This window comes from Streptomyces sp. NPDC001020 (assembly GCF_053599115.1).
In genome coordinates this window covers 84787-105685 of record NZ_JBSFLQ010000021.1, presented here as the reverse complement: position 1 = coordinate 105685, position 20899 = coordinate 84787, and the positions used below count along the sequence as shown (strand labels likewise).

General features: G+C 69.1%; 13 protein-coding genes, 1 tRNA gene and 1 pseudogene. 14 read left to right on the top strand and 1 reads right to left on the bottom strand.

All coding sequences use genetic code 11. The features are described from left to right. Nucleotides 1-61 precede the first annotated feature (61 nt). The 3 genes and pseudogenes from ACWDEX_RS21265 to ACWDEX_RS21255 all read left to right on the top strand — a co-directional run. Nucleotides 62-2926, top strand: coding sequence for a pPIWI_RE module domain-containing protein (locus ACWDEX_RS21265; protein ID WP_450465245.1), 2865 nt, complete (start codon nucleotides 62-64; stop codon nucleotides 2924-2926). A 1199-nt stretch (nucleotides 2927-4125) separates the two neighbouring features. After that, nucleotides 4126-4413: a hypothetical protein gene (locus ACWDEX_RS21260; protein WP_450465243.1), complete on the top strand. Its 288-nt coding sequence runs from the start codon at nucleotides 4126-4128 to the stop codon at nucleotides 4411-4413. Between the two features lie 3 nt (nucleotides 4414-4416). Then, a pseudogene (locus ACWDEX_RS21255) lies at nucleotides 4417-5424 on the top strand (recombinase family protein); the annotation flags it as partial. A 959-nt stretch (nucleotides 5425-6383) separates the two neighbouring features. On the opposite strand, the gene ACWDEX_RS21250 reads toward ACWDEX_RS21255, so the two are convergent. Beyond that, nucleotides 6384-6455 (bottom strand) — tRNA-Arg (locus ACWDEX_RS21250). A 109-nt stretch (nucleotides 6456-6564) separates the two neighbouring features. On the opposite strand from ACWDEX_RS21250, the gene ACWDEX_RS21245 reads away from it, so the two are divergent. The 11 genes from ACWDEX_RS21245 to prfA all read left to right on the top strand — a co-directional run bounded on the left by ACWDEX_RS21245 (nucleotide 6565) and on the right by prfA (nucleotide 20864). Further along, nucleotides 6565-7116 (top strand): response regulator, encoded by a 552-nt coding sequence (locus ACWDEX_RS21245; RefSeq protein ID WP_450465241.1) that lies wholly within the window; start codon nucleotides 6565-6567, stop codon nucleotides 7114-7116. A 170-nt stretch (nucleotides 7117-7286) separates the two neighbouring features. Then, complete coding sequence (gene nrtL / locus ACWDEX_RS21240) at nucleotides 7287-8405, top strand: ArgS-related anticodon-binding protein NrtL (RefSeq protein WP_450465240.1); 1119 nt, start codon at nucleotides 7287-7289, stop codon at nucleotides 8403-8405. Between the two features lie 25 nt (nucleotides 8406-8430). Next, nucleotides 8431-9822 (top strand): diaminopimelate decarboxylase, encoded by a 1392-nt coding sequence (gene lysA, locus ACWDEX_RS21235; RefSeq protein WP_450465239.1) that lies wholly within the window; start codon nucleotides 8431-8433, stop codon nucleotides 9820-9822. A 237-nt stretch (nucleotides 9823-10059) separates the two neighbouring features. Next, nucleotides 10060-11349, top strand: a complete 1290-nt coding sequence (locus tag ACWDEX_RS21230) for a homoserine dehydrogenase (protein WP_450465278.1) — start codon at nucleotides 10060-10062, stop codon at nucleotides 11347-11349. A 6-nt stretch (nucleotides 11350-11355) separates the two neighbouring features. Further along, nucleotides 11356-12414: a threonine synthase gene (gene thrC, locus ACWDEX_RS21225; protein ID WP_450465238.1), complete on the top strand. Its 1059-nt coding sequence runs from the start codon at nucleotides 11356-11358 to the stop codon at nucleotides 12412-12414. 241 nt (nucleotides 12415-12655) lie between these two features. Next, nucleotides 12656-13573 (top strand): homoserine kinase, encoded by a 918-nt coding sequence (gene thrB / locus ACWDEX_RS21220; protein WP_450465237.1) that lies wholly within the window; start codon nucleotides 12656-12658, stop codon nucleotides 13571-13573. Nucleotides 13574-13981: 408 nt separating this feature from the next. Further along, nucleotides 13982-15925 carry a transcription termination factor Rho gene (rho, locus tag ACWDEX_RS21215; RefSeq protein ID WP_450465236.1) on the top strand — a complete coding sequence of 648 codons (1944 nt, stop codon included), beginning with the start codon at nucleotides 13982-13984 and terminating at the stop codon, nucleotides 15923-15925. A 186-nt stretch (nucleotides 15926-16111) separates the two neighbouring features. Then, on the top strand, nucleotides 16112-17917 hold the full coding sequence (locus ACWDEX_RS21210; protein ID WP_450465234.1) for a trypsin-like serine protease: 1806 nt from the start codon (nucleotides 16112-16114) through the stop codon (nucleotides 17915-17917). Between the two features lie 213 nt (nucleotides 17918-18130). Further along, the gene (locus ACWDEX_RS21205; RefSeq protein ID WP_450465233.1) at nucleotides 18131-19270 is read left to right on the top strand and encodes an LCP family protein; all 1140 of its coding nucleotides are present in this window, start codon (nucleotides 18131-18133) and stop codon (nucleotides 19268-19270) included. A 170-nt stretch (nucleotides 19271-19440) separates the two neighbouring features. Next, entirely contained in the window at nucleotides 19441-19662 is a 222-nt protein-coding gene (rpmE, locus tag ACWDEX_RS21200; protein WP_103838593.1) for a 50S ribosomal protein L31, read from the top strand. Nucleotides 19663-19796: 134 nt separating this feature from the next. Next, a complete protein-coding gene (gene prfA / locus ACWDEX_RS21195; RefSeq protein ID WP_450465232.1) occupies nucleotides 19797-20864 on the top strand; it encodes a peptide chain release factor 1 in 1068 nt (355 codons plus the stop codon). Nucleotides 20865-20899: the final 35 nt, after the last annotated feature.

Genomic DNA, 20899 nt, shown 5'->3' with positions numbered 1-20899 from the left:
CCGCGACGTGTCCGCGTCGCGTCCGAACGCTTCACGCCTTGCCCCGAGGAGAACCGGCACCATGGCCTACCAGTACAACCGTCCGGCGGCGTACCTGCCCGACCCGGCACAGGGCCCATTCGTCGTCCCGATGCACACGCTCTCCCTGCCTGCCCACTGGGAGGAACCACTCCTGCGCCTCTACCACGGCGGAATGACCGCGGGGCAGGCTGAGCGACGGCGCCGCGTCCCCACAGCGGCGGTCAACCAGGTGATGCGCGCCACCGCGCCGGACATCGTCACGGTCGACTCCACGGCACGGTTCGGCTCGGAGAACCCCTGGCTGTACTGCCAGGACGCGTACCCGATGGCGGTGACGAACCTCTACATCGCCACCTGGCTCAAGAGCCTCCCGCGCGATGCCGACGATCCCGAGACCACAGCCCTGCTGATGAACTGCTTCCGTGACCTCGACACCGCGGCTCTCAGCTGGCGGCCCGGCAGGGTCGACCTCCTCGAGCAGAAGGCGTCGCCCGGAGGAACCGCTCTGCCCGCGCCCCACGTGTACCGGTTGCTTCCCGATGTCCTCGCCGAACGGATCGCGCGCCAGGGAGCGTACGAACACCACGGGCAGCAGCTGTCGTTCCGGCAGGTCGCCGGCCGCACGGGGGCCAGGGGGCAGGGAAGCGGGGGCGCCGAGCTGATGTCGAACGTGATCGAGTACGTACCCAGGCGGCGCGGTGGCGGCGACGGCAGGCCGGCCTACTACGCGGCGACCCTTCGCATCACCGTGCGCACCGTTCCCTTCTCACCCGTCCCGCGCGTCCACGTGGCCGCCGGCGTTCGTCGATTCGTCACCGGCAAGGTCTACATGCCTTACGGCAAGGGTGTGTCCGCGTACCTGCTCCCGGACGACTCCCTCGTCTACGACGGCCCGCAGCCCCAACGTTTCGCGGTCGCCATGCTGGAGTGGAAGGACGGCGCCACGAACTGGCGTCAGGGCGGAGCAGAAGGAATGCTCGCCCGGATCAGCGCACTCGACGCACTGCCGTCCCCGGACCGGCTGGTGAAGGAGGCCGACCACTGGATCCACGGCCGGGACGGCATCCGGATCGCGATTGGGCACCAGGCGGCCATGGGCAGGCACACGATCGGCACCGGACTGATGCCCAGTGAACGCCGACGGCTGATCGAGTGGGCGGAGCAGGCGATCGCTCCCGAGTTCGTGCCCGTTCCGAAGCTCGAGCGCAGTGCGTACGCGCGGCCGCCGAAGAAGCAGCTCAAGCCGCTGCCGCCCATTCCCAAGAACAAGGAAGAGAAGGATCCCGGAGACCTCGCGGTCATCCTGGACAAGCGTGAGCTGAACGCGGCCCACAACGCCCAGGTTCTGCGGGCACGCCTGGCCGAAGCTCTCGAAGGGGAAGACCTCACCGCGGTCGTGCTCCACCAGAACGACGCCATCCGCGATCAGATGATCGCCGCGGCGGAGACGGGGCTGGGGCTGGCCGAGCACCGGCGTGTGCAGGGCCCCGATACCTGGGTGTGGGAGGCAGAGGAGCTGACCGTCCGGCTGCACGCGCGACCCCTGGGCGCTCTCGGTGCACCGCTGGGAGGCGACAGCGTGCCGCGCCGGGGACAGGAACACGACAAGGCCATCGAGGAGCGCCGTACCGGTGTCGCGCGGGCCATGGCCGCCCTGCGGGAAGCCGTCCCCGGGGTGCGGGTGGCCTTCGTGGAGCTCGACGGGCAGGACGCTTTCCGTCACGCCAAGCGACGGACCGACCCCAAGCACGCGATCCGCCTCGGCTGCGCGGACGCAGGCCTCGTGACCCAGTTCATCCGTCCACCGGACCCGGATGCGGAGACAGAGGAGGCTCTCGCCGATGCAGGGCTGCGTGCAGCCGCGGCCTGGTCGGACGGCCTGCGCCAGACCGGTGTGCGGCTGGTGCCTCAGCACACGCTCGGTGACACGCTCATCCCCGCGAACCTGAACCAGGTCGCCTTCCACCTCGTGGAACGGCGCCTTGACGGGCCCACGGGCAAGCAGCAGTTCACGCCGATCGCGGTGCTCATCCGGCCGGGCGCGAAGTGCGTGCTGGGTAAGTCAGCCGACATGCACGAATGGGTGCCGTACCCCGAACTCCTCAAGTCGTTGACGGGACGGGTCGAAGGCAGGAAGAACAGTGCGGAGCAGTCGGCCCTCACGGCGGCCTTCGTCAAGAAGACCCTCGCGCAGCTGCGCAGCACCCCGACGCTCGTTCTGGCCCACGCTCAGGATGTCCGGAAGCGCTGGCCATGGCTGAGGAACGACGGTCTGGAACGGGACAGGCTGGGCCTCGATGGAGGTCCCGTTCAGCGGATCGGTCTGTACGGCAAGCAGCTTCGTGTCGTCCGGATCGCCGACGGCAGCCGGGATGAGACGGCACAGTGCTGGGCCGAGGCGGAGGAACTCTCTCCCGAGTTGGAGGGCAAGCAGGGCGGGGGCATCGCGATGGGGCTGTGGCGGCCCGGGGTGCGGGGGGACTCAGACCGCGTCTTTTACAGCACGATCGGCAAGTCCGGCATGCAAACGAAGCTCACCAACGATGACGCCAAACTGACTCCGCACACCAACGCCTCGGGCAACAACGCCTACCGGCCGACGGTGAACGCCTGGAACCCGGATCTCCTGGAACTGACCCTCGCGTGCCTTCAGCCCGGTGACGACGCGGAGGCATGGGCCGCATTCGTCCACCAGCAGCGTTTCAGCGAGGACTACCGTGCTGGTCGCGAGGGGTTGGCTTTGCCCTTGATCGTCCATCTTGCGCGACTCGCGGACGATTACGCTCTGCCTCACGAGATCGAGGAGGCCATGGACCCGACGGAGTCCCAGGCTGCAGCCGCGACGGACGACGCTCTGTCGGGTCAGCTGGCCTTCGATTTCGACGACGCGGATGACGACGAGTGACCATTGCGCTTACGGCGCTGCTCCCGGGCGCACACAAGGGAGATCCGATCGGAGGAATTGAACTGCAAGCTGCGAGCCCGTCCTGCCGAGCTCCTCGGCGTCACCATCATGGCTTGTCGTTGACCCCGTCGTTTCGGGGGTCGTTTCCCCCGTCGTATCCGTGTGCGGTCTTGGACGCGACGCCCTATTTGCCGCAAAGGTGCAGCTCAAATCGACTTCGAGCCACTGTCGCGCGAGGGCGACTGTATATCGGTGCAGCTAAGCATCCCGATCTACTGGTGAACGGCGCCCGGCCTTGAGCTCCATGGCAAATATTGTCCGTAGTCGCGTGTGCTGGGTGTGCTTGGTGACTGTCGATTCGGTTCACCGACCGACCGGTGAAGCGAAGGGGCCCCTTCGAACGGCATAAGTCAGGTCAGAGGCAGAGAGAGCGGTGCCGATCGGTGGACAGATCAGCTGCGGGCGATCGATCGGTAGTTTTTGTTTCGCCCGCGCCTGAAAGCACGCTGTAGCGGATTTCAGGCGCGGGCGGATCGGTGCGCGTGAGGGGCGTTTGCATCGGCACGTTGTCGCGGGCGGCGTCTGGCACCTGGCAGGCGGCCGCTGGCCGCTGATCGGGGCTATGGCGCCCGCGTGGGCCTATTGGTGGCGGTCTGACGGGGCGGTCGCTCGTGGCATCCGCATATCCGTCGCCGATTGAGGTCCAGCCCGATCGGTCGGTCGAGGGGGTCGTGCAGTGGTCCTTGCCCCACGCTCGGAACCATGGGGCGGAGTGAAACGACTCCTTGGAGAAGCGGTCAGGAACGCCATCTTCGTGTCATGAACCGTCCTGTCCCAGCAGGTCCGCATGGCTGTCTCCGAGTGCCTCACTGACCTCTGAAATGGTGTATGTGACGGCGCCTCAATGCCTACCCCAGCGCGCGCGTGGCTCTCCGACCGTACTTCTCCCAGAATCGAAAACTCTAATCTCTCCCCAGGCCAGCCGCGGGGCTTGCCAGTGGCTCGCCACTGGCTCGCTTCCCCTTCTACCTGCGAAGAGTTGCTTGTGGTCGGCGCTTGGATCAGGAATCGAGGAGGGCGGATGAGGCCCTCTGGCACTCGAACAGCCGTTGCAACGGTGGCAAATGCGCCCACCGGAATCTCTATTACGGGACGTCAGCATCAGACCGGGGCTGAGCCCCGTAGCCACCGGAGCGACGGTGAACCACCTCTCGCGCGACACGCCGAACGGCGGCCTTGACGACACGGCCGATACGGAGCGTCCATGGACGACGACCATCGGCGTCACCCCGGGAAAACCCTGCTCAGCCGAGGGGCCGCGGGTGGTCGTGGAGTACATCACTGTCGACGGGGAGGACGCTCGGGCGCTGGCTCAGCGTCAAGGTGCCGCGATCCGCGAGGTGCTGGAGTGGCTATACGCCCGCCACAGCACCCCACCGGAAAGCGGACAGGCCGGAGCCGGCCGCCCTGAGCCTCCCCGCACATAACCAATGGGAGAGGGACACCACATGCCCACCACCCCACCCACACCCCGGTCGTCCTGGGCGCCTCCCGTACCCGGCCGCCCCTGGGCCACCGACGGCATCCCGGACGCTGCAGCGCTTCCGGTGACCGTCCCGGTGGCCTGGCTCGGTCGGACCTCCACGGAGGATGCCCAGGACCCCACGCTGTCGTTGCCCCGGCAGTTGCGCAATGCCAGAGCCGCGCTGCCGCCCGGCTGGGTGATCGTCGCCCACTTCTACGACGTCGAGTCCGGCCGCAAGGAGCTGCACGAGCGCGGCAACTCCTTGGCCCACCAGAACTTCAAGATCCCCATCCCGCGTGACGGCAGCGTCGCCGACCTCCTCGAAGAGGCCCAGCGGCCCGACCGCCGCTTCGCCGCTGTCATCTGCGAGTCGATCGAACGTGTCGCTCGCCGCACCTACTTCGGTACGAAGATCGAGTACGAGCTGGAGCAGGCCGGAGTCGCCCTGTGTGCCGCCGACGAGCCGATCGTCACCGGCCCCAGGGCCAAGCGCGCCACACCGACCCTCACCCGGCGCGTCAAGCAGGCCGTCTCAGAGTGGTACGTGCTTCAGATGTTGGAGTTGTCCTGGGACGGCTTTGTCGAGCACGTCTCGCAGGGATGGAACGTGGGGAAGCCTCCCTACGGCTACCTGGCGGAGAAGGTGCCCCACCCTGTCCCGGCCCGACGCGCAGAGGGCCGGACCAAGCACCGGCTCATCCCCGACCCGTCGCGGGCCTCGGCGGTCACCTACATCTTCCAGCTGCGCGGTCTGGACAAGCTCGGCTACGACGGCATCGCCGACCGCCTGAACCTGGACCCCGTTGCCTACCCGCCTCCGGAGCCAACCCGGCCCGATGCGGCCCTGGGCCGTTGGACCGGATCCGCCGTGCGGGAGATCCTGCGCAATCCCAAGTACACGGGCTACCAGGTCTGGAACCGCCGTGCGACGAAGAAGGGCGGCCGTAACAACGACCCGAAGGATTGGGTGTGGTCTCCCCGGCCCACCCATGAGCCTCTTGTCACCAAGGAACTGTTCGACGCCGTCTCCACTGTGGGTCGTAAGCGCCAGGGATCCCGCACCACCCACGGAGCCAACACTCACCCGGCCACCAAGCGCTCCTACGTCCTGCGGTCGTACGTCTCCTGCGACATCTGTGACCGCCGCATGTTCGGCAAGACCCGCCACCAGATCCCGTACTACACCTGCCAGCCCGACCGGAACGAACATCGTGATCAGCCATGGTTTCCCGACCACCCCAAGAGCATGTGGATTCGCGAAGAGATCCTGGTCGCCTCCGTCTCCCGCTTTTTCGCCACCAGGATCTTCGGCCCCGATCGGCGCAGCCACCTCACAGCCGCGCTCGAAGCCGCTCGGACCGTGGATGACGCCGGCGACCGCATCGCCAAGGAGCGGGCCGCACTGGAGCGCGCCATCAGTGCGATCGGCCAGCGCCAGGCCCGCCTCATCCGCACCCTCGCCGACGGCTTCGGCAGCGACGACGAGGCTGACGATCTCGGGCCGGATCAGGAGAAGCATTTCCGTGACGCGATCCGCCGGGAGCACGCCACGCTGGGCGCACAACGCGAACAGCTCGCCGGGCAGCTGGCTCACCTGCGATCCCCGAAACAGGCGGAAGATCCCGCCGACACCGCGGCTCTGCTGGACGCGCTCCCGCACCTCGATCTGGACCTTGCCCTGGTCCCGGAGGAGATCCAGCGGCGGCTCTACAACGCCTTCGGGCTGGAGGTTCGCTACAGCCGGCCCCGCGAAGAACTGACCCTACGGGTGATGATCCCGGGGTATCTGCTTGACGGATTGGTGTCCGTCACCCGTGAGCTGGAGCCATGGAACAAAAAATCGGGCGCCCGCACCGAAGTGCTGGCGCCCGATCATGGCACTCGGGGTGGACAAGACCGGCAAAACCGGCACGTCCGTTCCCATTTTTCGAGTGCCCCCGGCAGGATTCGAACCTGCGCACACGGCTCCGGAGGCCGTTGCTCTATCCCCTGAGCTACGGGGGCGTGTCGGCCGCTCTCTGTGGCGACGGGTAGAACCCTACCAGCTCTTTCGGGGTCGTCATGAACGGTTTGCCGGGGGTCCCGTCGTGGGTTGCCCCCGGACGGGGCGGAAGTGGGGAAAACCCGGACGCCGTCCCCCGTCTCGACCTACTCTCGAGTTGTGTCAGGCGCGTCCGGCCGGGTCCTTGTCGTGGACGACAACAAGGTCATCCGGCAGCTGATCAGGGTCAATCTCGAGCTGGAGGGCCTCGAGGTCGTGACCGCGGCCGACGGTGCCGAGTGTCTGGACGTCGTGCATCAAGTACGGCCCGACGTGGTCACCCTCGATGTGGTCATGCCCCGGCTCGACGGGCTGCGGACTGCCGCGCGGCTCCGCTCTGACCCCCGTACGCGCGATCTGCCCCTCGCCATCATCAGCGCCTGTACCCAGGACGAGGTCGCGGGCGGACTCGACGTCGGCGTCGACGCCTTTCTCGCCAAACCCTTCGATCCGTCCGAACTCGTGCAGGTCGTGGAGGAGTTGGTGGAGCGTCGCAGGCGTTTCGACGCGCGTGCCGGCGGCTTCGGGGGCGGTCTCGACGCGGGAGACGTCAAGCGTGTCGAGCGAGCCGGGCGTGTCGGTCGGGCCGGGCACGCGGGACGTGCGGGCCGCGCCGGCGGCTGAATGACCGGTCGCGCATCGGTCAAGGCACAGCTCCGCGCCGGTCATGAGAGGTACGCGGCTCGTGAGGTGTCGGCCGAAATGGCTCACAGCACCGTGTCGCACCGTGTTCACTCCGGCCTTCGCGGAAACCACCTCGCATACCCACCCCCCTCCTCCCATACCCTTGTCCCGTGACCCCCGTCGAGCTCTCCCGCACCGTGCTCCGCGCGGTGCGTCGTGCTGTGGACGACGGGGAGCTGAGCGTGTCCGTGCCCGAACGTGCTGTGGTGGCGCCGCCAGGACCTGGCGGCCGTGGTGACTACGCCACCAACATCGCCCTTCAGCTCGCCCGGCCTGCCGGGCGGCCGGCTCTCCAGGTCGCCGAGATCCTGCGGCCCCGCATCGGCGACACCACTGGTGTCGCCGATGTCGAGATCACCGGGCCAGGCTTCCTCAACATTCACCTCGAACCGGCCACCGCCACCGCCGCCCTCGTCCGCGAGATCCTCCACCGAGGCGACGCAGCCGACAGCTCAGCCGGCAAGACGGCCGACGACGCAGCCGTCGACCAAACCACCATCGACAGCAGCCACAGCAGCCACAGCAGCCACAACGGCGGCCCCGCCCTCAGTCCCACCCACCCCAACGCCCCCTACGGCCACACCCCCACCCTCCCCAACCAAGTCATCCCCCTCCGCATCCCCTACGACATCCGCGCCGAAGTCATCGCCGACAGCCTCGTCCGGATCACCGCCACCCAGGGCGGCCGCGTCGAAGTCGACCACGCGCGCCCCGGTGAGCCGTGCGGTCTGCGGCCGGTCCCGGCGCCCGAGGACCCCGCACCTCTCGGCCCCGACGCCGCCCGTTGGGCCCTGCTGTACCCCGCCGCCCACGACCGGCCCCGGATCACCGCCGACCATCTGTTGCAGCGCGAGAGCAACCCTCTCTTCCGCGTCCGCTACGCCCATGCCCGTGCCCGTGCGCTCACCCGCAACGCCGCCCGGCTGGGCTTCGAGTGCGTCCCCGGTGACGTGCCGGACGTACCCGAAGCGGCACCGCTCGTCCGTGCCCTCGCCGAGTACCCCAACGCCCTCACCCAGGCGGCCGCCCACCGCGCGCCCGACCGGCTCGCCCGGCACCTCGTCGCCGTCGCCGATGCCCTGCTCGCCTTCCAGCACACGGTGCTCCCGCTCGGCGACGAGAAACCCTCGGCCGCCCACCGGGCCCGGCTCGCCCTCGCCGAAGCCGCCGGGACGGTGCTGGCCGGCGGCCTGTCCCTGCTCGGCATCAGTGCCCCCGAGTACCTCTGAGACCTGCGAGAAAGCCCAGATCGACATGAGCCGTTCCGCACACCCCGCCGGGCCCCGCTACGCCGACGTCCTGCCCGAGAGCCACTACGCCGCCCCGCCCGCCGACCTCAACGCGCTCGACGCCAAGGTGTGGGCCCAGACCGTACGACGCGACGCCGACGGCGTGTTGACCGTCGGCGGTGTCTCCGTCAAGACGCTCGCCGAGCAGTTCGGCACCCCCGCCTACTTCGTCGACGAGGCCGACTTCCGGGCCCGGGCACGGGCCTGGCGCACCGCGTTCGGGCCGGACGCCGACGTGTTCTACGCCGGCAAGGCATTCCTCTCCCGCGCCGTCGTGCGCTGGCTGCACGAGGAAGGACTCAACCTCGACGTCTGCTCCGGTGGCGAGCTCACCACCGCCCTCCTCGCAGGCATGCCCGCCGACCGCATCGCGTTCCACGGCAACAACAAGTCCACCGAGGAGATCACCAGGGCGATCGAGAGCGGTGTCGGGCGGATCGTCCTCGACTCCTTCCAGGAGATCGTGCGGGTCGCGCACATCGCCTCGTCCCTCGGCAAGCGGCAGCGGGTGCAGATCCGGGTCACCGTCGGCGTCGAGGCGCACACCCACGAGTTCATCGCCACCGCGCACGAGGACCAGAAGTTCGGGATTCCGCTCGCCGACGGGCAGGCCGCCGAAGCCGTACGCCGTGCCCTCCGGCTCGACGGGCTCGAGCTCATCGGCATCCACAGCCACATCGGGTCACAGATCTTCGACATGTCCGGGTTCGAGGTCGCCGCCCACCGCGTGGTCGGGCTTCTCAGGGACATCCGCGACGAGCACGGCGTCGAGCTTCCCGAGATCGACCTCGGCGGCGGCCTCGGTATCGCCTACACCAGCGACGACGACCCCCGCGAACCGCACGAGATCGCCAAGGCGCTGACCGAGATCGTCTCCCGCGAGTGCGAGGCCGCCCGCCTGCGCACCCCCCGCATCTCCGTCGAACCCGGGCGCGCCATCGTCGGCCCGACCGCGTTCACGCTGTACGAGGTCGGCACCATCAAGCCCCTCGAAAAGCTGCGCACCTACGTCTCCGTCGACGGCGGCATGTCCGACAACATCCGCACCGCGCTGTACGACGCCGAGTACAGCGTCGCGCTCGCCTCCCGTACCTCCGACGCCGAGCCCATGCTGGTCCGCATCGTCGGCAAGCACTGCGAGAGCGGGGACATCGTGGTACGCGACGCCTTCCTGCCCGCCGACCTGGCACCCGGTGACCTTGTCGCAGTGCCCGCCACGGGCGCGTACTGCCGGTCCATGGCCAGCAACTACAACCACGCGCTCCGCCCGCCCGTCGTCGCCGTGAACGACGGCGAGGCCCGGGTGATCGTTCGCCGCGAGACCGAGGAGGACCTCCTGCGTCTCGATGTCGGGTGACCGTCCTGACATCCGGCGATCGCCTCCTTGGAGGGGCGCGATACGACGGCCCGGCGAGGGCCCGGAAGGGTTCCCGCCGGGGCCGAAGCCCGGTGGAAGATCTCCGGTCGACGGTCACTGAAAAAACGAAATAAATGTCTCACGATCCGGACGAAGGGCAGGAAGTCCCGTCCGGTGAGTGAGACTGGTCGAAACACTGGTCACAACGTGGACCGCATGAGGAAACGAGGTCGGATGATGCGTACGCGTCCGCTGAAGGTGGCGCTGCTGGGCTGTGGGGTTGTCGGCTCAGAGGTGGCGCGCATCATGACGACGCACGCCGACGACCTCACGGCCCGGATCGGGGCCCCCGTGGAGCTTGCGGGCGTCGCGGTCAGAAGGCCTTCCAAGGTGCGCGAGGGCATCGACCCCGCCCTCGTCACCACCGACGCCACCGCTCTCGTCAAACGCGATGACATCGATGTGGTGGTCGAGGTCATCGGGGGCATCGAGCCCGCGCGGACCCTCATCACCACCGCCTTCGAGCACGGGGCGTCGGTGGTCTCCGCCAACAAGGCCCTCCTCGCCAAGGACGGGGCCGCTCTGCACGCCGCCGCCGAGGAGAGCGGCAAGGACCTGTACTACGAGGCCGCCGTCGCCGGTGCCATCCCGCTGATCCGGCCGCTGCGCGAGTCCCTCGCCGGCGACAAGGTCAACCGGGTCCTCGGGATCGTCAACGGGACGACCAACTTCATCCTCGACAAGATGGACTCGACGGGCGCCGGCTACCAGGAGGCCCTCGACGAGGCCACCGCCCTGGGGTACGCGGAGGCCGACCCCACCGCCGACGTCGAGGGGTTCGACGCCGCCGCCAAGGCCGCCATCCTGGCCGGCATCGCCTTCCACACGCGCGTGCGCCTCGACGACGTCTACCGCGAGGGGATGACCGAGGTCACCGCCGCCGACTTCGCCTCCGCCAAACAGATGGGCTGCACGATCAAGCTGCTCGCGATCTGTGAGCGCGCCGCCGACGGCAGCTCGGTCACCGCGCGCGTGCACCCCGCCATGATTCCGCTGACCCACCCGCTCGCCTCTGTGCGCGGCGCGTACAACGCCGTCTTCGTCGAGTCGGACGCGGCCGGCCAGCTCATGTTCTACGGGCCCGGCGCGGGTGGTGCGCCGACGGCCTCCGCCGTCCTCGGCGATCTCGTGGCCGTGTGCCGCAACCGGCTCGGCAACACCACCGGACCCGGCGAGTCCGCGTACGCGGCCCTGCCCGTCTCGCCCATGGGCGACGTCGTCACGCGCTACCACATCAGCCTCGACGTCGCCGACAAGCCGGGTGTCCTCGCCCAGGTCGCCACCGTCTTCGCCGAGCACGACGTCTCGATCGACACGGTGCGCCAGAAGGGCAAGGGTGGCGAAGCCTCGCTCGTCGTCGTCACCCATCGTGCGTCCGACGCCTCGCTCAGCGGGACCGTCGAGGCGCTGCGCAAGCTCGACACCGTGCGGGGTGTCGCCAGCATGATGCGGGTTGAAGGAGAGTAACCAGCAATGACCCACCAGTGGCGCGGAATCATCGAGGAGTACCGGGACCGGCTTCCGGTGTCCGACAGCACGCCCGTCGTGACGCTCCGTGAGGGCGGTACGCCGCTCGTGCCCGCGCAGGTGCTCTCCGAGCGCACGGGCTGCGACGTCCACCTCAAGGTGGAGGGGGCCAACCCCACCGGGTCCTTCAAGGACCGCGGTATGACCATGGCCATCTCCAAGGCCAAGGAGGAGGGCGCCAAGGCCGTCATCTGCGCCTCCACCGGCAACACGTCCGCGTCCGCCGCCGCCTACGCCGTACGCGCCGGCATGGTGTCGGCGGTGCTCGTGCCGCAGGGCAAGATCGCACTCGGCAAGATGGGCCAGGCCCTCGTGCACGGCGCGAAGATCCTCCAGGTCGACGGCAACTTCGACGACTGCCTCGACCTCGCCCGTGCGCTGTCCGACAACTACCCGGTGGCGCTGGTCAATTCGGTCAACCCGGTACGGATCGAGGGTCAGAAGACGGCGGCCTTCGAGATCGTGGACATGCTCGGCGACGCGCCGGACATCCATGTCCTGCCGGTCGGTAACGCGGGCAACATCACCGCTTACTGGAGGGGCTACAAGGAGTACGCCGCCGACGGCGTCTCGCAGCGCACCCCGCGCATGTGGGGCTTCCAGGCGTCCGGCTCGGCCCCGATCGTGCGCGGCGAGGTCGTCAAGGACCCGTCGACCATCGCCACCGCGATCCGCATCGGAAATCCGGCGTCCTGGAAGTTCGCCCTGGAGGCCAGGGACGAATCGGGCGGTCTCATCGATGAAGTGACGGACCGTGAAATCCTGCGCGCCTACCGGCTGTTGGCCGCGCAGGAGGGCGTCTTCGTCGAGCCCGCGTCCGCCGCGTCCGTCGCCGGTCTGCTGAAGGCCGCCGAGCAGGGCAAGGTCGACCCGGGCCAGCGGATCGTGTGCACCGTCACCGGCAACGGCCTCAAGGACCCCGACTGGGCCGTCGCGGGCGCCCCGCAGCCGGTCACGGTCCCGGTCGACGCGGCGACGGCGGCCGAGCGGCTCGGACTGGCGTAACCGGGGCGCTGACGGGGGACAATCCCGTAGGGCGTCCGACAGTGGATGCACAGGGGGCTTGCGACACGCATCGTGCGCCTCCTGTGCGCCCTATGTCGCCACAGAACCTTCCTTCGATAGGCTGTACTCAACCCGCCCGCCGCATATGCCGCGGTGTCGTGCCGTCCCTGCGGCCCTCGGGTCTTCCGTACGCATCGAGTGTCATTCGACCATCACGCAGCTCAAGGAGAGTCATCGAGCGATGGCCGGTCCAGCGTTCCGCGCCGCCGCCGTCCGGGTGCGCGTCCCCGCCACCAGCGCCAACCTCGGCCCGGGCTTCGATGCCCTCGGCCTCGCGCTGGGGCTGTACGACGACGTGGTCGTCCGGGTGGCCGACTCCGGGCTGCACATCGACATCGCGGGCGAGGGCAGCGAGACGCTGCCTCGCGACGAGACCCATCTCCTCGTGCGGTCCATGCGCGCCGCCTTCACGGTTCTGGGCGGGCAGCCGCGCGGCCTGGAGATCGTCTGCGCCAATCGCATTCCGCACGGCCGCGGCCTCGGCTCCTCCTCCGCCGCCATCTGCGCCGGCATAGTCGCCGCCCGCGCCGTGACCATAGGTGGCGACAGCCGACTCGACGACACCGCGCTTCTGGACCTCGCCACCGAGATCGAGGGCCACCCGGACAATGTCGCGGCCTGTCTCCTCGGCGGTTTCACCCTCTCCTGGATGGATCGCGGCGCCGCCCGGGCGATCCGCCTGGACCCCGCAGATTCCATCGTTCCGGTGGTTTTCGTGCCTGGAAAGCCGGTCCTGACCGAGACCGCGCGCGGACTGCTCCCGCGCACCGTCCCGCACGTCGACGCCGCCGTCAACGCGGGCCGTGCCGCCCTGCTCGTCGAGGCCCTCACCAGGCGCCCCGAGCTGCTGCTGCCCGCCACCGAGGACCGTCTCCACCAGGAATACCGCGCTCCGGCCATGCCGGAGAGCGCCGCGCTGGTGGAGCGGCTGCGGGCCGACGGGATCCCCGCAGTGATCTCCGGCGCCGGACCGACGGTCCTGGCGCTGGCCGACGGCGACAGCGCCGACAAGGTAGCCGACCTGGCGGGCGAGGGATGGGCCGCCAACCGACTGGCACTGGACGGCCGGGGAGCGAGCGTGCTTCCGCTTGCGCCCTGACAACACGGTTGCCGGTTTCGAGAGGGGGAATGTTTGTTGGATCCGGTAGTGTTAATCTCAAGTCAGCACCCGACCCAGCCATGGCGCGGTGCTTCGTGTCCCCGTCCGGGACAAACCATTCTTCCGGGAGCCTCCCAAGTCGCACTGTGTTCGTATCTCGTACGCGAGCGGTACGTCGTATACGCGCACTGAGCGGATTGCCGAGCACGCTCCGGAATCGGCGTGACCGAGCCGTGTGACACAAAACCGGGTGTCGCGGCTTCGGGAAGCGCCAATCACCAGATGTTTCTTCCGCCGCTTTTGGCGGACCACCGCCCCGGCACGGTCCACACAGACGGGACCGAAGCCGGACAGCACAACCGGTCGCCGAGCCAGAAGGCCGACGTCCGCTCCAGGGAAGGACCCTTCGTGAGCGACACCACCGATCTGATGGGCGCACGTGTCGAGGAGACCGCTGCCGCGCCCGCCACGGACGCCTCCGCGCCTGCCACCGGTGCCGGCTCCCGGCGGCGCCGTGGTACCGGCCTCGAGGGCATGGTGCTGGCCGAGCTGCAGCAGGTCGCATCCGGCCTCGGCATCAGGGGCACGGCGCGTATGCGCAAGAGCCAGCTGATCGAGGTCATCAAGGAGGCGCAGGCCGGAGGAAGCGGCTCCTCGGCCAAGGCCGCCTCTTCCGCCGGGGACGCCACCGAGACCAAGCCGAAGCGTCGGTCCACCTCCAGGACCCGTACCGGTGACGCTGCCGCCCCGGCCGAGCCCAAGGCCGAGAAGCCGGCCGAGCAGGCCGTGGCCCCGAAGCAGATCGAGATCCCCGGCCAGGGCGCCGGGGACGAGGCCCCGGCCGAGCGCCGTCGGCGCCGTGCCACCGCCGAGGCCGGGAGCCCCGAGACGGTCGTCGCCGAGGCGAAGGGCGAGTCGAAGGCCGAGACGCCGGCTCAGGCGCAGTCGCAGGGCGAGACCCGGGGCGACGCCGGTGAGGGCGGCGAGGGCCGCCGTCGTGACCGCCGTGAGCGCGGTCGTGACCGCCGTGGCAAGGGCGGCGACGACCAGCAGCAGGGCCAGCAGCGTCAGCAGGGTCAGCAGGGCGGCGGCCGTCAGGACCGCCAGGACGACGGCTACGACGACGACGGCGGTCGCCGGGGTCGTCGCGGCCGCTACCGCGACCGTCGGGGCCGTCGCGGCCGTGACGAGATCGCCGAGCCGCAGCTCGCCGAGGACGACGTCCTGATCCCCGTCGCGGGCATCCTGGACATCCTCGACAACTACGCCTTCATCCGTACGTCGGGCTACCTGCCGGGTCCGAACGACGTGTACGTCTCCCTCGCCCAGGTCCGCAAGAACGGCCTGCGCAAGGGTGACCACATCACGGGTGCGGTCCGTCAGCCCAAGGACGGCGAGCGCCGCGAGAAGTTCAACGCGCTGGTCCGCCTCGACTCCGTGAACGGCATGGCTCCCGAACACGGCCGTGGCCGACCGGAGTTCACCAAGCTGACCCCGCTGTACCCGCAGGACCGCCTGCGCCTGGAGACCGACCCGGGCGTGCTGACCACCCGCATCATCGACCTGGTGTCGCCGATCGGTAAGGGTCAGCGCGGTCTGATCGTGGCCCCGCCGAAGACCGGCAAGACCATGATCATGCAGGCGATCGCCAACGCGATCACGCACAACAACCCCGAGTGCCACCTGATGGTCGTCCTCGTCGACGAGCGTCCGGAAGAGGTCACCGACATGCAGCGGTCGGTCAAGGGCGAGGTCATCTCCTCGACCTTCGACCGCCCGGCCGAGGACCACACCACGGTCGCCGAGCTGGCGATCGAGCGTGCCAAGCGCCTCGTGGAGCTGGGTCACGACGTGGTCGTCCTGCTGGACTCGATCACCCGTCTGGGTCGCGCGTACAACCTCGCCGCCCCGGCCTCGGGCCGCATCCTGTCCGGTGGTGTCGACTCCACGGCCCTGTACCCGCCGAAGCGCTTCTTCGGTGCGGCCCGCAACATCGAGGACGGCGGCTCGCTGACCATCCTCGCCACCGCCCTGGTGGACACCGGGTCCCGCATGGACGAGGTGATCTTCGAGGAGTTCAAGGGCACCGGCAACATGGAGCTCAAGCTCGACCGGAAGCTCGCCGACAAGCGCATCTTCCCGGCGGTGGACGTGGACGCGTCCGGTACCCGTAAGGAAGAGATCCTGCTCGGCGCCGAGGAGCTGAACGTCGTCTGGAAGCTGCGCCGGGTGCTGCACGCGCTCGACCAGCAGCAGGCGATCGAGCTGCTCCTCGACAAGATGAAGCAGACCAAGTCGAACGTCGAGTTCCTGATGCAGATCCAGAAGACGACGCCGACGCCGAACGACTGAGCGCGCTTCCGATCACGCACCACTGAGGGCCGTCCCCGTCAAGGGGGCGGCCCTTTGGTGTGTTCATGCTCGGTGTACCATCGCGGCCTTCGGACTGCTCTTCGAATATCTCGATCGGATATCTCGATCGGATGGTCCGCAGCATCGGTTTTCTGATCCCGAGGGGGGACTTGAGTGGGTAGACCCATGCGTGAGGGCGGCCGGCGCAGACGTCGTATACGGATCGCCCTTCCCGTCGCGGCGGCCGGCGTGGCCGCCGCCGTCACCGCCGCGCTGTTGACGACGTCCGCGAACGCCGCCGCTCCGCTGCCACTGCTGCAGCCGACGGTGAAGCCCGCCGTCACCTCGCCGTCGCCGACCGAGCTGAACAGGCGCGTGGCAGGCGCGCTCGCCGGTGACGACGCGGCGGGGAAGACGACCGAGAAGTCGTCGAGGAGCGCGAGTACCAGCACGGCCTCCGTCCAACCGAAGATCATCGGTGGCACCCAGACCACCATCACCGCGGCGCCCTGGATGGCGCAGCTCTGGTACTACGACGACAAGGGCACCGCCGCCACAGGGGACGACGTCAGCTTCTTCTGCGGCGGAGCCGTCGTCGCGCCGACGAAGATCCTCACCGCCGCGCACTGTGTCAAGGGCTACAACTGGTACGCAGGCGGCGCGATCGTCACCGGCAGCGCCCAGTTGCCGACCACCGACGCCGCGGGCAACACCAACCTGCACGGCGGCACCGTCTCCGGTGTCTGGCGGCAGTGGAACCACCCGTCGTACAGCGCGGCGACCATCGACAACGACATCGCCGTGCTCACCCTGCCGTACCCGGTCAGGGCCACGCCGATCCGGATGACGACGTCCAACGACACCGCCTCGTACGCCGCCGGCACCAAAGCCAAGGTCTACGGCTGGGGCCGCACCAGCTCCACCAGCCAGGACATCTCCCAGACGCTGAAGACGGCCACGCTGCCCATGCAGCCCGACAGTGCCTGCACCGGCTACTACGGCCGCGACTTCATCAAGGGCCACATGGCCTGTGCCGGCAACCGCGGAACCGGCAGCGACACCGGCACCACCGCCTCCTGCAACGGCGACTCCGGTGGCCCGCTGGTGGTGAACAACCGCATCGTCGGCATCGTCTCCTGGGGCGTGAAGGACTGCGTGGCCAAGGGCGCCTACGACGTCTACACCAAGGTCAGCACCTACGTCGGCGCCGCCTATCCGCGCGTGGACGACACCAACCTCAGCGGTGACCACAAGGCCGACCTGTGGATGCGTCAGGCGTCCAACAAGGAGGGCTTCTCGAAGGACTCCAAGGGCACCTCCTTCAGCGCCCGTCAGTCCTGGGGCAACTGGGGCGGCGTCAACCTCGTCCTGCAGACCGACCTCGACCGCGACGGCTACCAGGACCTGGTCTACCGGGTCAGCTCGACCGGCAACGTGCTCTGGAAGCACTTCGTCCCGTCCAGCAAGTCCTGGGCGACGAAGACCCTCTTCACCAACTGGAAGAGCCGCACCCGGATCATCACGCCCGGGGACGTCACCGGCGACGCCCTGCCCGACCTGCTCTCCGTGGACTCCGCCGGCGTGCTGTGGATCTACCCGGGCAAGGGCAACGGCAGCTTCGCCACCCGCGTCAAGGTCGGCAGCGGCTGGAACACCTACAACATGGTGCGCGGGCACGGCGACTTCACCGGGGACGGCAAGGCCGACCTGATCGCGCGCAGCAAGAAGGGCGGGTACCTGTACCTGTACCGGGGCACCGGGAAGGCCGGGAGCTCCGCCTTCGCCGCCCGGATCAAGGTGCGCACCTGGACCACGCCCAACGCCTTCGACGCGCCCGGCGACGTCACCGGCGACGGCAAGGCCGACTTCCTGGCCCGCTCGCCCGCGGGCAACCTGTACCTGTACCCGGGTACCGGCAAGGCCTCATCGGCGATCTTCGCCACACCGGTGAAGATCGGCAGCGGGTACAACAGCTACGACATCTTCGGCTGAAACCGCAGGTGACCGCGGCAATCGTGGTCCCCTCGGTGACGCACTGTGCCCGGCGCCTCACGCGACCGGGCACAGTGCGTTGTGCAACCCTTCGCCGAGTTCCTCCGTCTGACGTACGGAGGGACGATGGTGCGGTACCGGTCGAAACTCGGCCACACCGGGCCTGGCCCCCGTATCAGGGGGTACTCGACTGGACGAGGACTGAGGGAGCACATGCCTGCCGAGAGCACGCCGGACCCCGGCATAGCCGACAAGGCCATCACTCGTGGCCCGCGCCACCGCGCGAAGGGTTCCCGGCGCAAGCCGCGCAGCGGGCGGCGCAAGGCCCTCCTGGTCACCGCCTGGACCGCCGCGGGTGTCCTGGTGCTCGGCGGTACCGGTGTCGGCTACCTGTACTTCAAGCTCAACGGCAACATCAAGAGCGTCGACATCAACCAGGTCCTCGGTACCCACCGGCCCGCGAAGGTCGACAACGGCTCACAGAACATCCTGGTACTGGGCTCGGACAGCCGCTCCGGTGGCAACGACAAGCTGGGCGGCGGCACCGACGACGGCACCGCCCGCTCCGACACCGCGATGATCATCCACGTCTACAAGGGCCACAAGCGGGCCGGCGTGGTCTCCATCCCGCGCGACACCCTCGTCGACCGCCCCGAGTGCACCGACGGCAAGGGCACCGTGCACCCGGCGGTGTCCGGCGCGATGTTCAACTCCGCGTACTCCACCGGGGGCGCCGCCTGCGCGGTGAAGACCGTCGAGTCGATCACCGGCATCCGCATGGACCACTTCGTGGAGGTCGACTTCGCCGGCTTCCAGAAGCTGATCGACGACCTCGGCGGCGTCCAGGTGACCACCACCAGGAACATCCACGACCCGGACAGCCACCTCGACCTGAAGGCCGGCACGCACACCCTCGACGGCGAGCAGGCCCTCGGCCTGGTCCGCACCCGGCACGGCGTCGGCGACGGCTCCGACCTCGGTCGCATCCAGCTCCAGCAGGCCTTCGTCAAGGCCCTGGTCGACCAGGTCGGGCACCTCGGCGTCCTGACCAGCCCGACCAAGCTGTACGACCTCGCCGACACCGGGACCAAGGCCGTCACCACCGACTCCGACCTGGCCTCGGTCAAGAACCTGGTGTCCTTCGCCGGCGGGCTCAAGGGGATCGACTCGTCCCACATGACCATGGTGACGATGCCGGTCCAGTACGACGCGGCGAACCGCAACCGCGTCCTGCCTGAGAAGGCCAAGGCGCAACTCGTGTGGAACGCCCTGAAGAACGACCGGCCGATCCCGGCGAGCGCGACCAAGGGTGCCGCGACGGGCCGGGCCCAGGGCGTCGTGGCCGGGTCCTGAGGCCCTTCCCGGGCGATCCGGGGCCCTCGGGTACCGAGGGGGAATAGATCGCTCGATCCCCCGGTTTTGGGTGATGCGGCCAGTCCTGGCAGACTGGTACGTCGGCTCCGGTTCACGCTTCCGCATCCCGCGGCTGCGACCCGGCGCCCTCCCGGAACCTAGGAGACACCTTGAAGCGCGACATTCACCCCGCGTACGTCGAGACGCAGGTCAGCTGCACCTGCGGCGCGTCGTTCACCACCCGTAGCACGATCGAGTCCGGCACCATCCGGGCCGAGGTCTGCTCCGAGTGCCACCCGTTCTACACGGGCAAGCAGAAGATCCTCGACACCGGTGGCCGTGTGGCCCGCTTCGAGGCCCGCTTCGGCAAGGCTGCCGCTGCCAAGAAGTAGCGAGCCCACCGCGCCGGTCTCCGGTGCTCCCGTACCGGGGGCACCGGGACCGGCGCTTTGCGGTGCAGCCCCTTTCAGTCGTACCTACGTCCCCACGCCCCGGCCGGGCAGGGGACACCCCATGGGAGCCGGAGATGTTCGAGGCGGTCGAGGAACTGGTCGGTGAACACGCCGACCTGGAGAAGAAGCTCGCCGATCCATCGGTCCACGCCGACCAGGCGAACGCGCGCAAGCTCAACAAGCGCTACGCGGAGCTGACCCCGATCATCGCCACGTACCGCTCCTGGAAGCAGGCCGGCGACGACATCGAGACCGCGCGCGAACTGGCCGCCGACGACCCGGACTTCGCCGCCGAGGTCAAGGAGCTGGAGAAGCACCGCGAGGAACTGACCGAGAAGCTGCGCTTCCTGCTCATCCCGCGCGACCCCAGCGACGACAAGGACGTCATCCTCGAGATCAAGGCGGGCGCGGGCGGCGACGAGTCCGCCCTGTTCGCGGGCGACCTGCTGCGGATGTACCTGCGGTACGCCGAGCGCGTCGGCTGGAAGACCGAGATCATCGACTCCACCGAGTCCGAGCTGGGCGGCTACAAGGACGTCCAGGTCGCGGTGAAGGCCCGCGGTCAGATCGAGCCCGGTCAGGGCGTGTGGGCCCGGCTGAAGTACGAGGGCGGGGTGCACCGCGTGCAGCGCGTGCCGGCCACCGAGTCCCAGGGGCGTATCCACACCTCCGCGGCCGGTGTCCTCGTCACGCCCGAGGCCGAGGACGTCGACGTCGAGATCAACCCGAACGACCTTCGCATCGACGTCTACCGCTCCTCCGGCCCCGGAGGCCAGTCCGTCAACACGACCGACTCCGCGGTGCGCATCACGCACCTTCCGACCGGAGTCGTCGCCTCCTGCCAGAACGAGAAGAGCCAGTTGCAGAACAAGCAGCAGGCGATGCGTATCCTGCGCTCCAGGCTGCTCGCCGCGGCGCAGGAGGAGGCGGAGAAGGAGGCGGCCGACGCCCGCCGCAGCCAGGTCCGCACCGTCGACCGCTCCGAGAAGATCCGTACGTACAACTTCCCGGAGAACCGCATTTCCGACCACCGCGTCGGATTCAAGGCGTACAACTTGGACCAGGTCCTGGACGGCGACCTCGTCGCGGTGATCCAGGCCTGCATCGACGCGGACTCGGCCGCCAAGCTCGCGGCCGCGTAGCGTCGGTGACCGACGGCGACGCCGAACACCCGCGT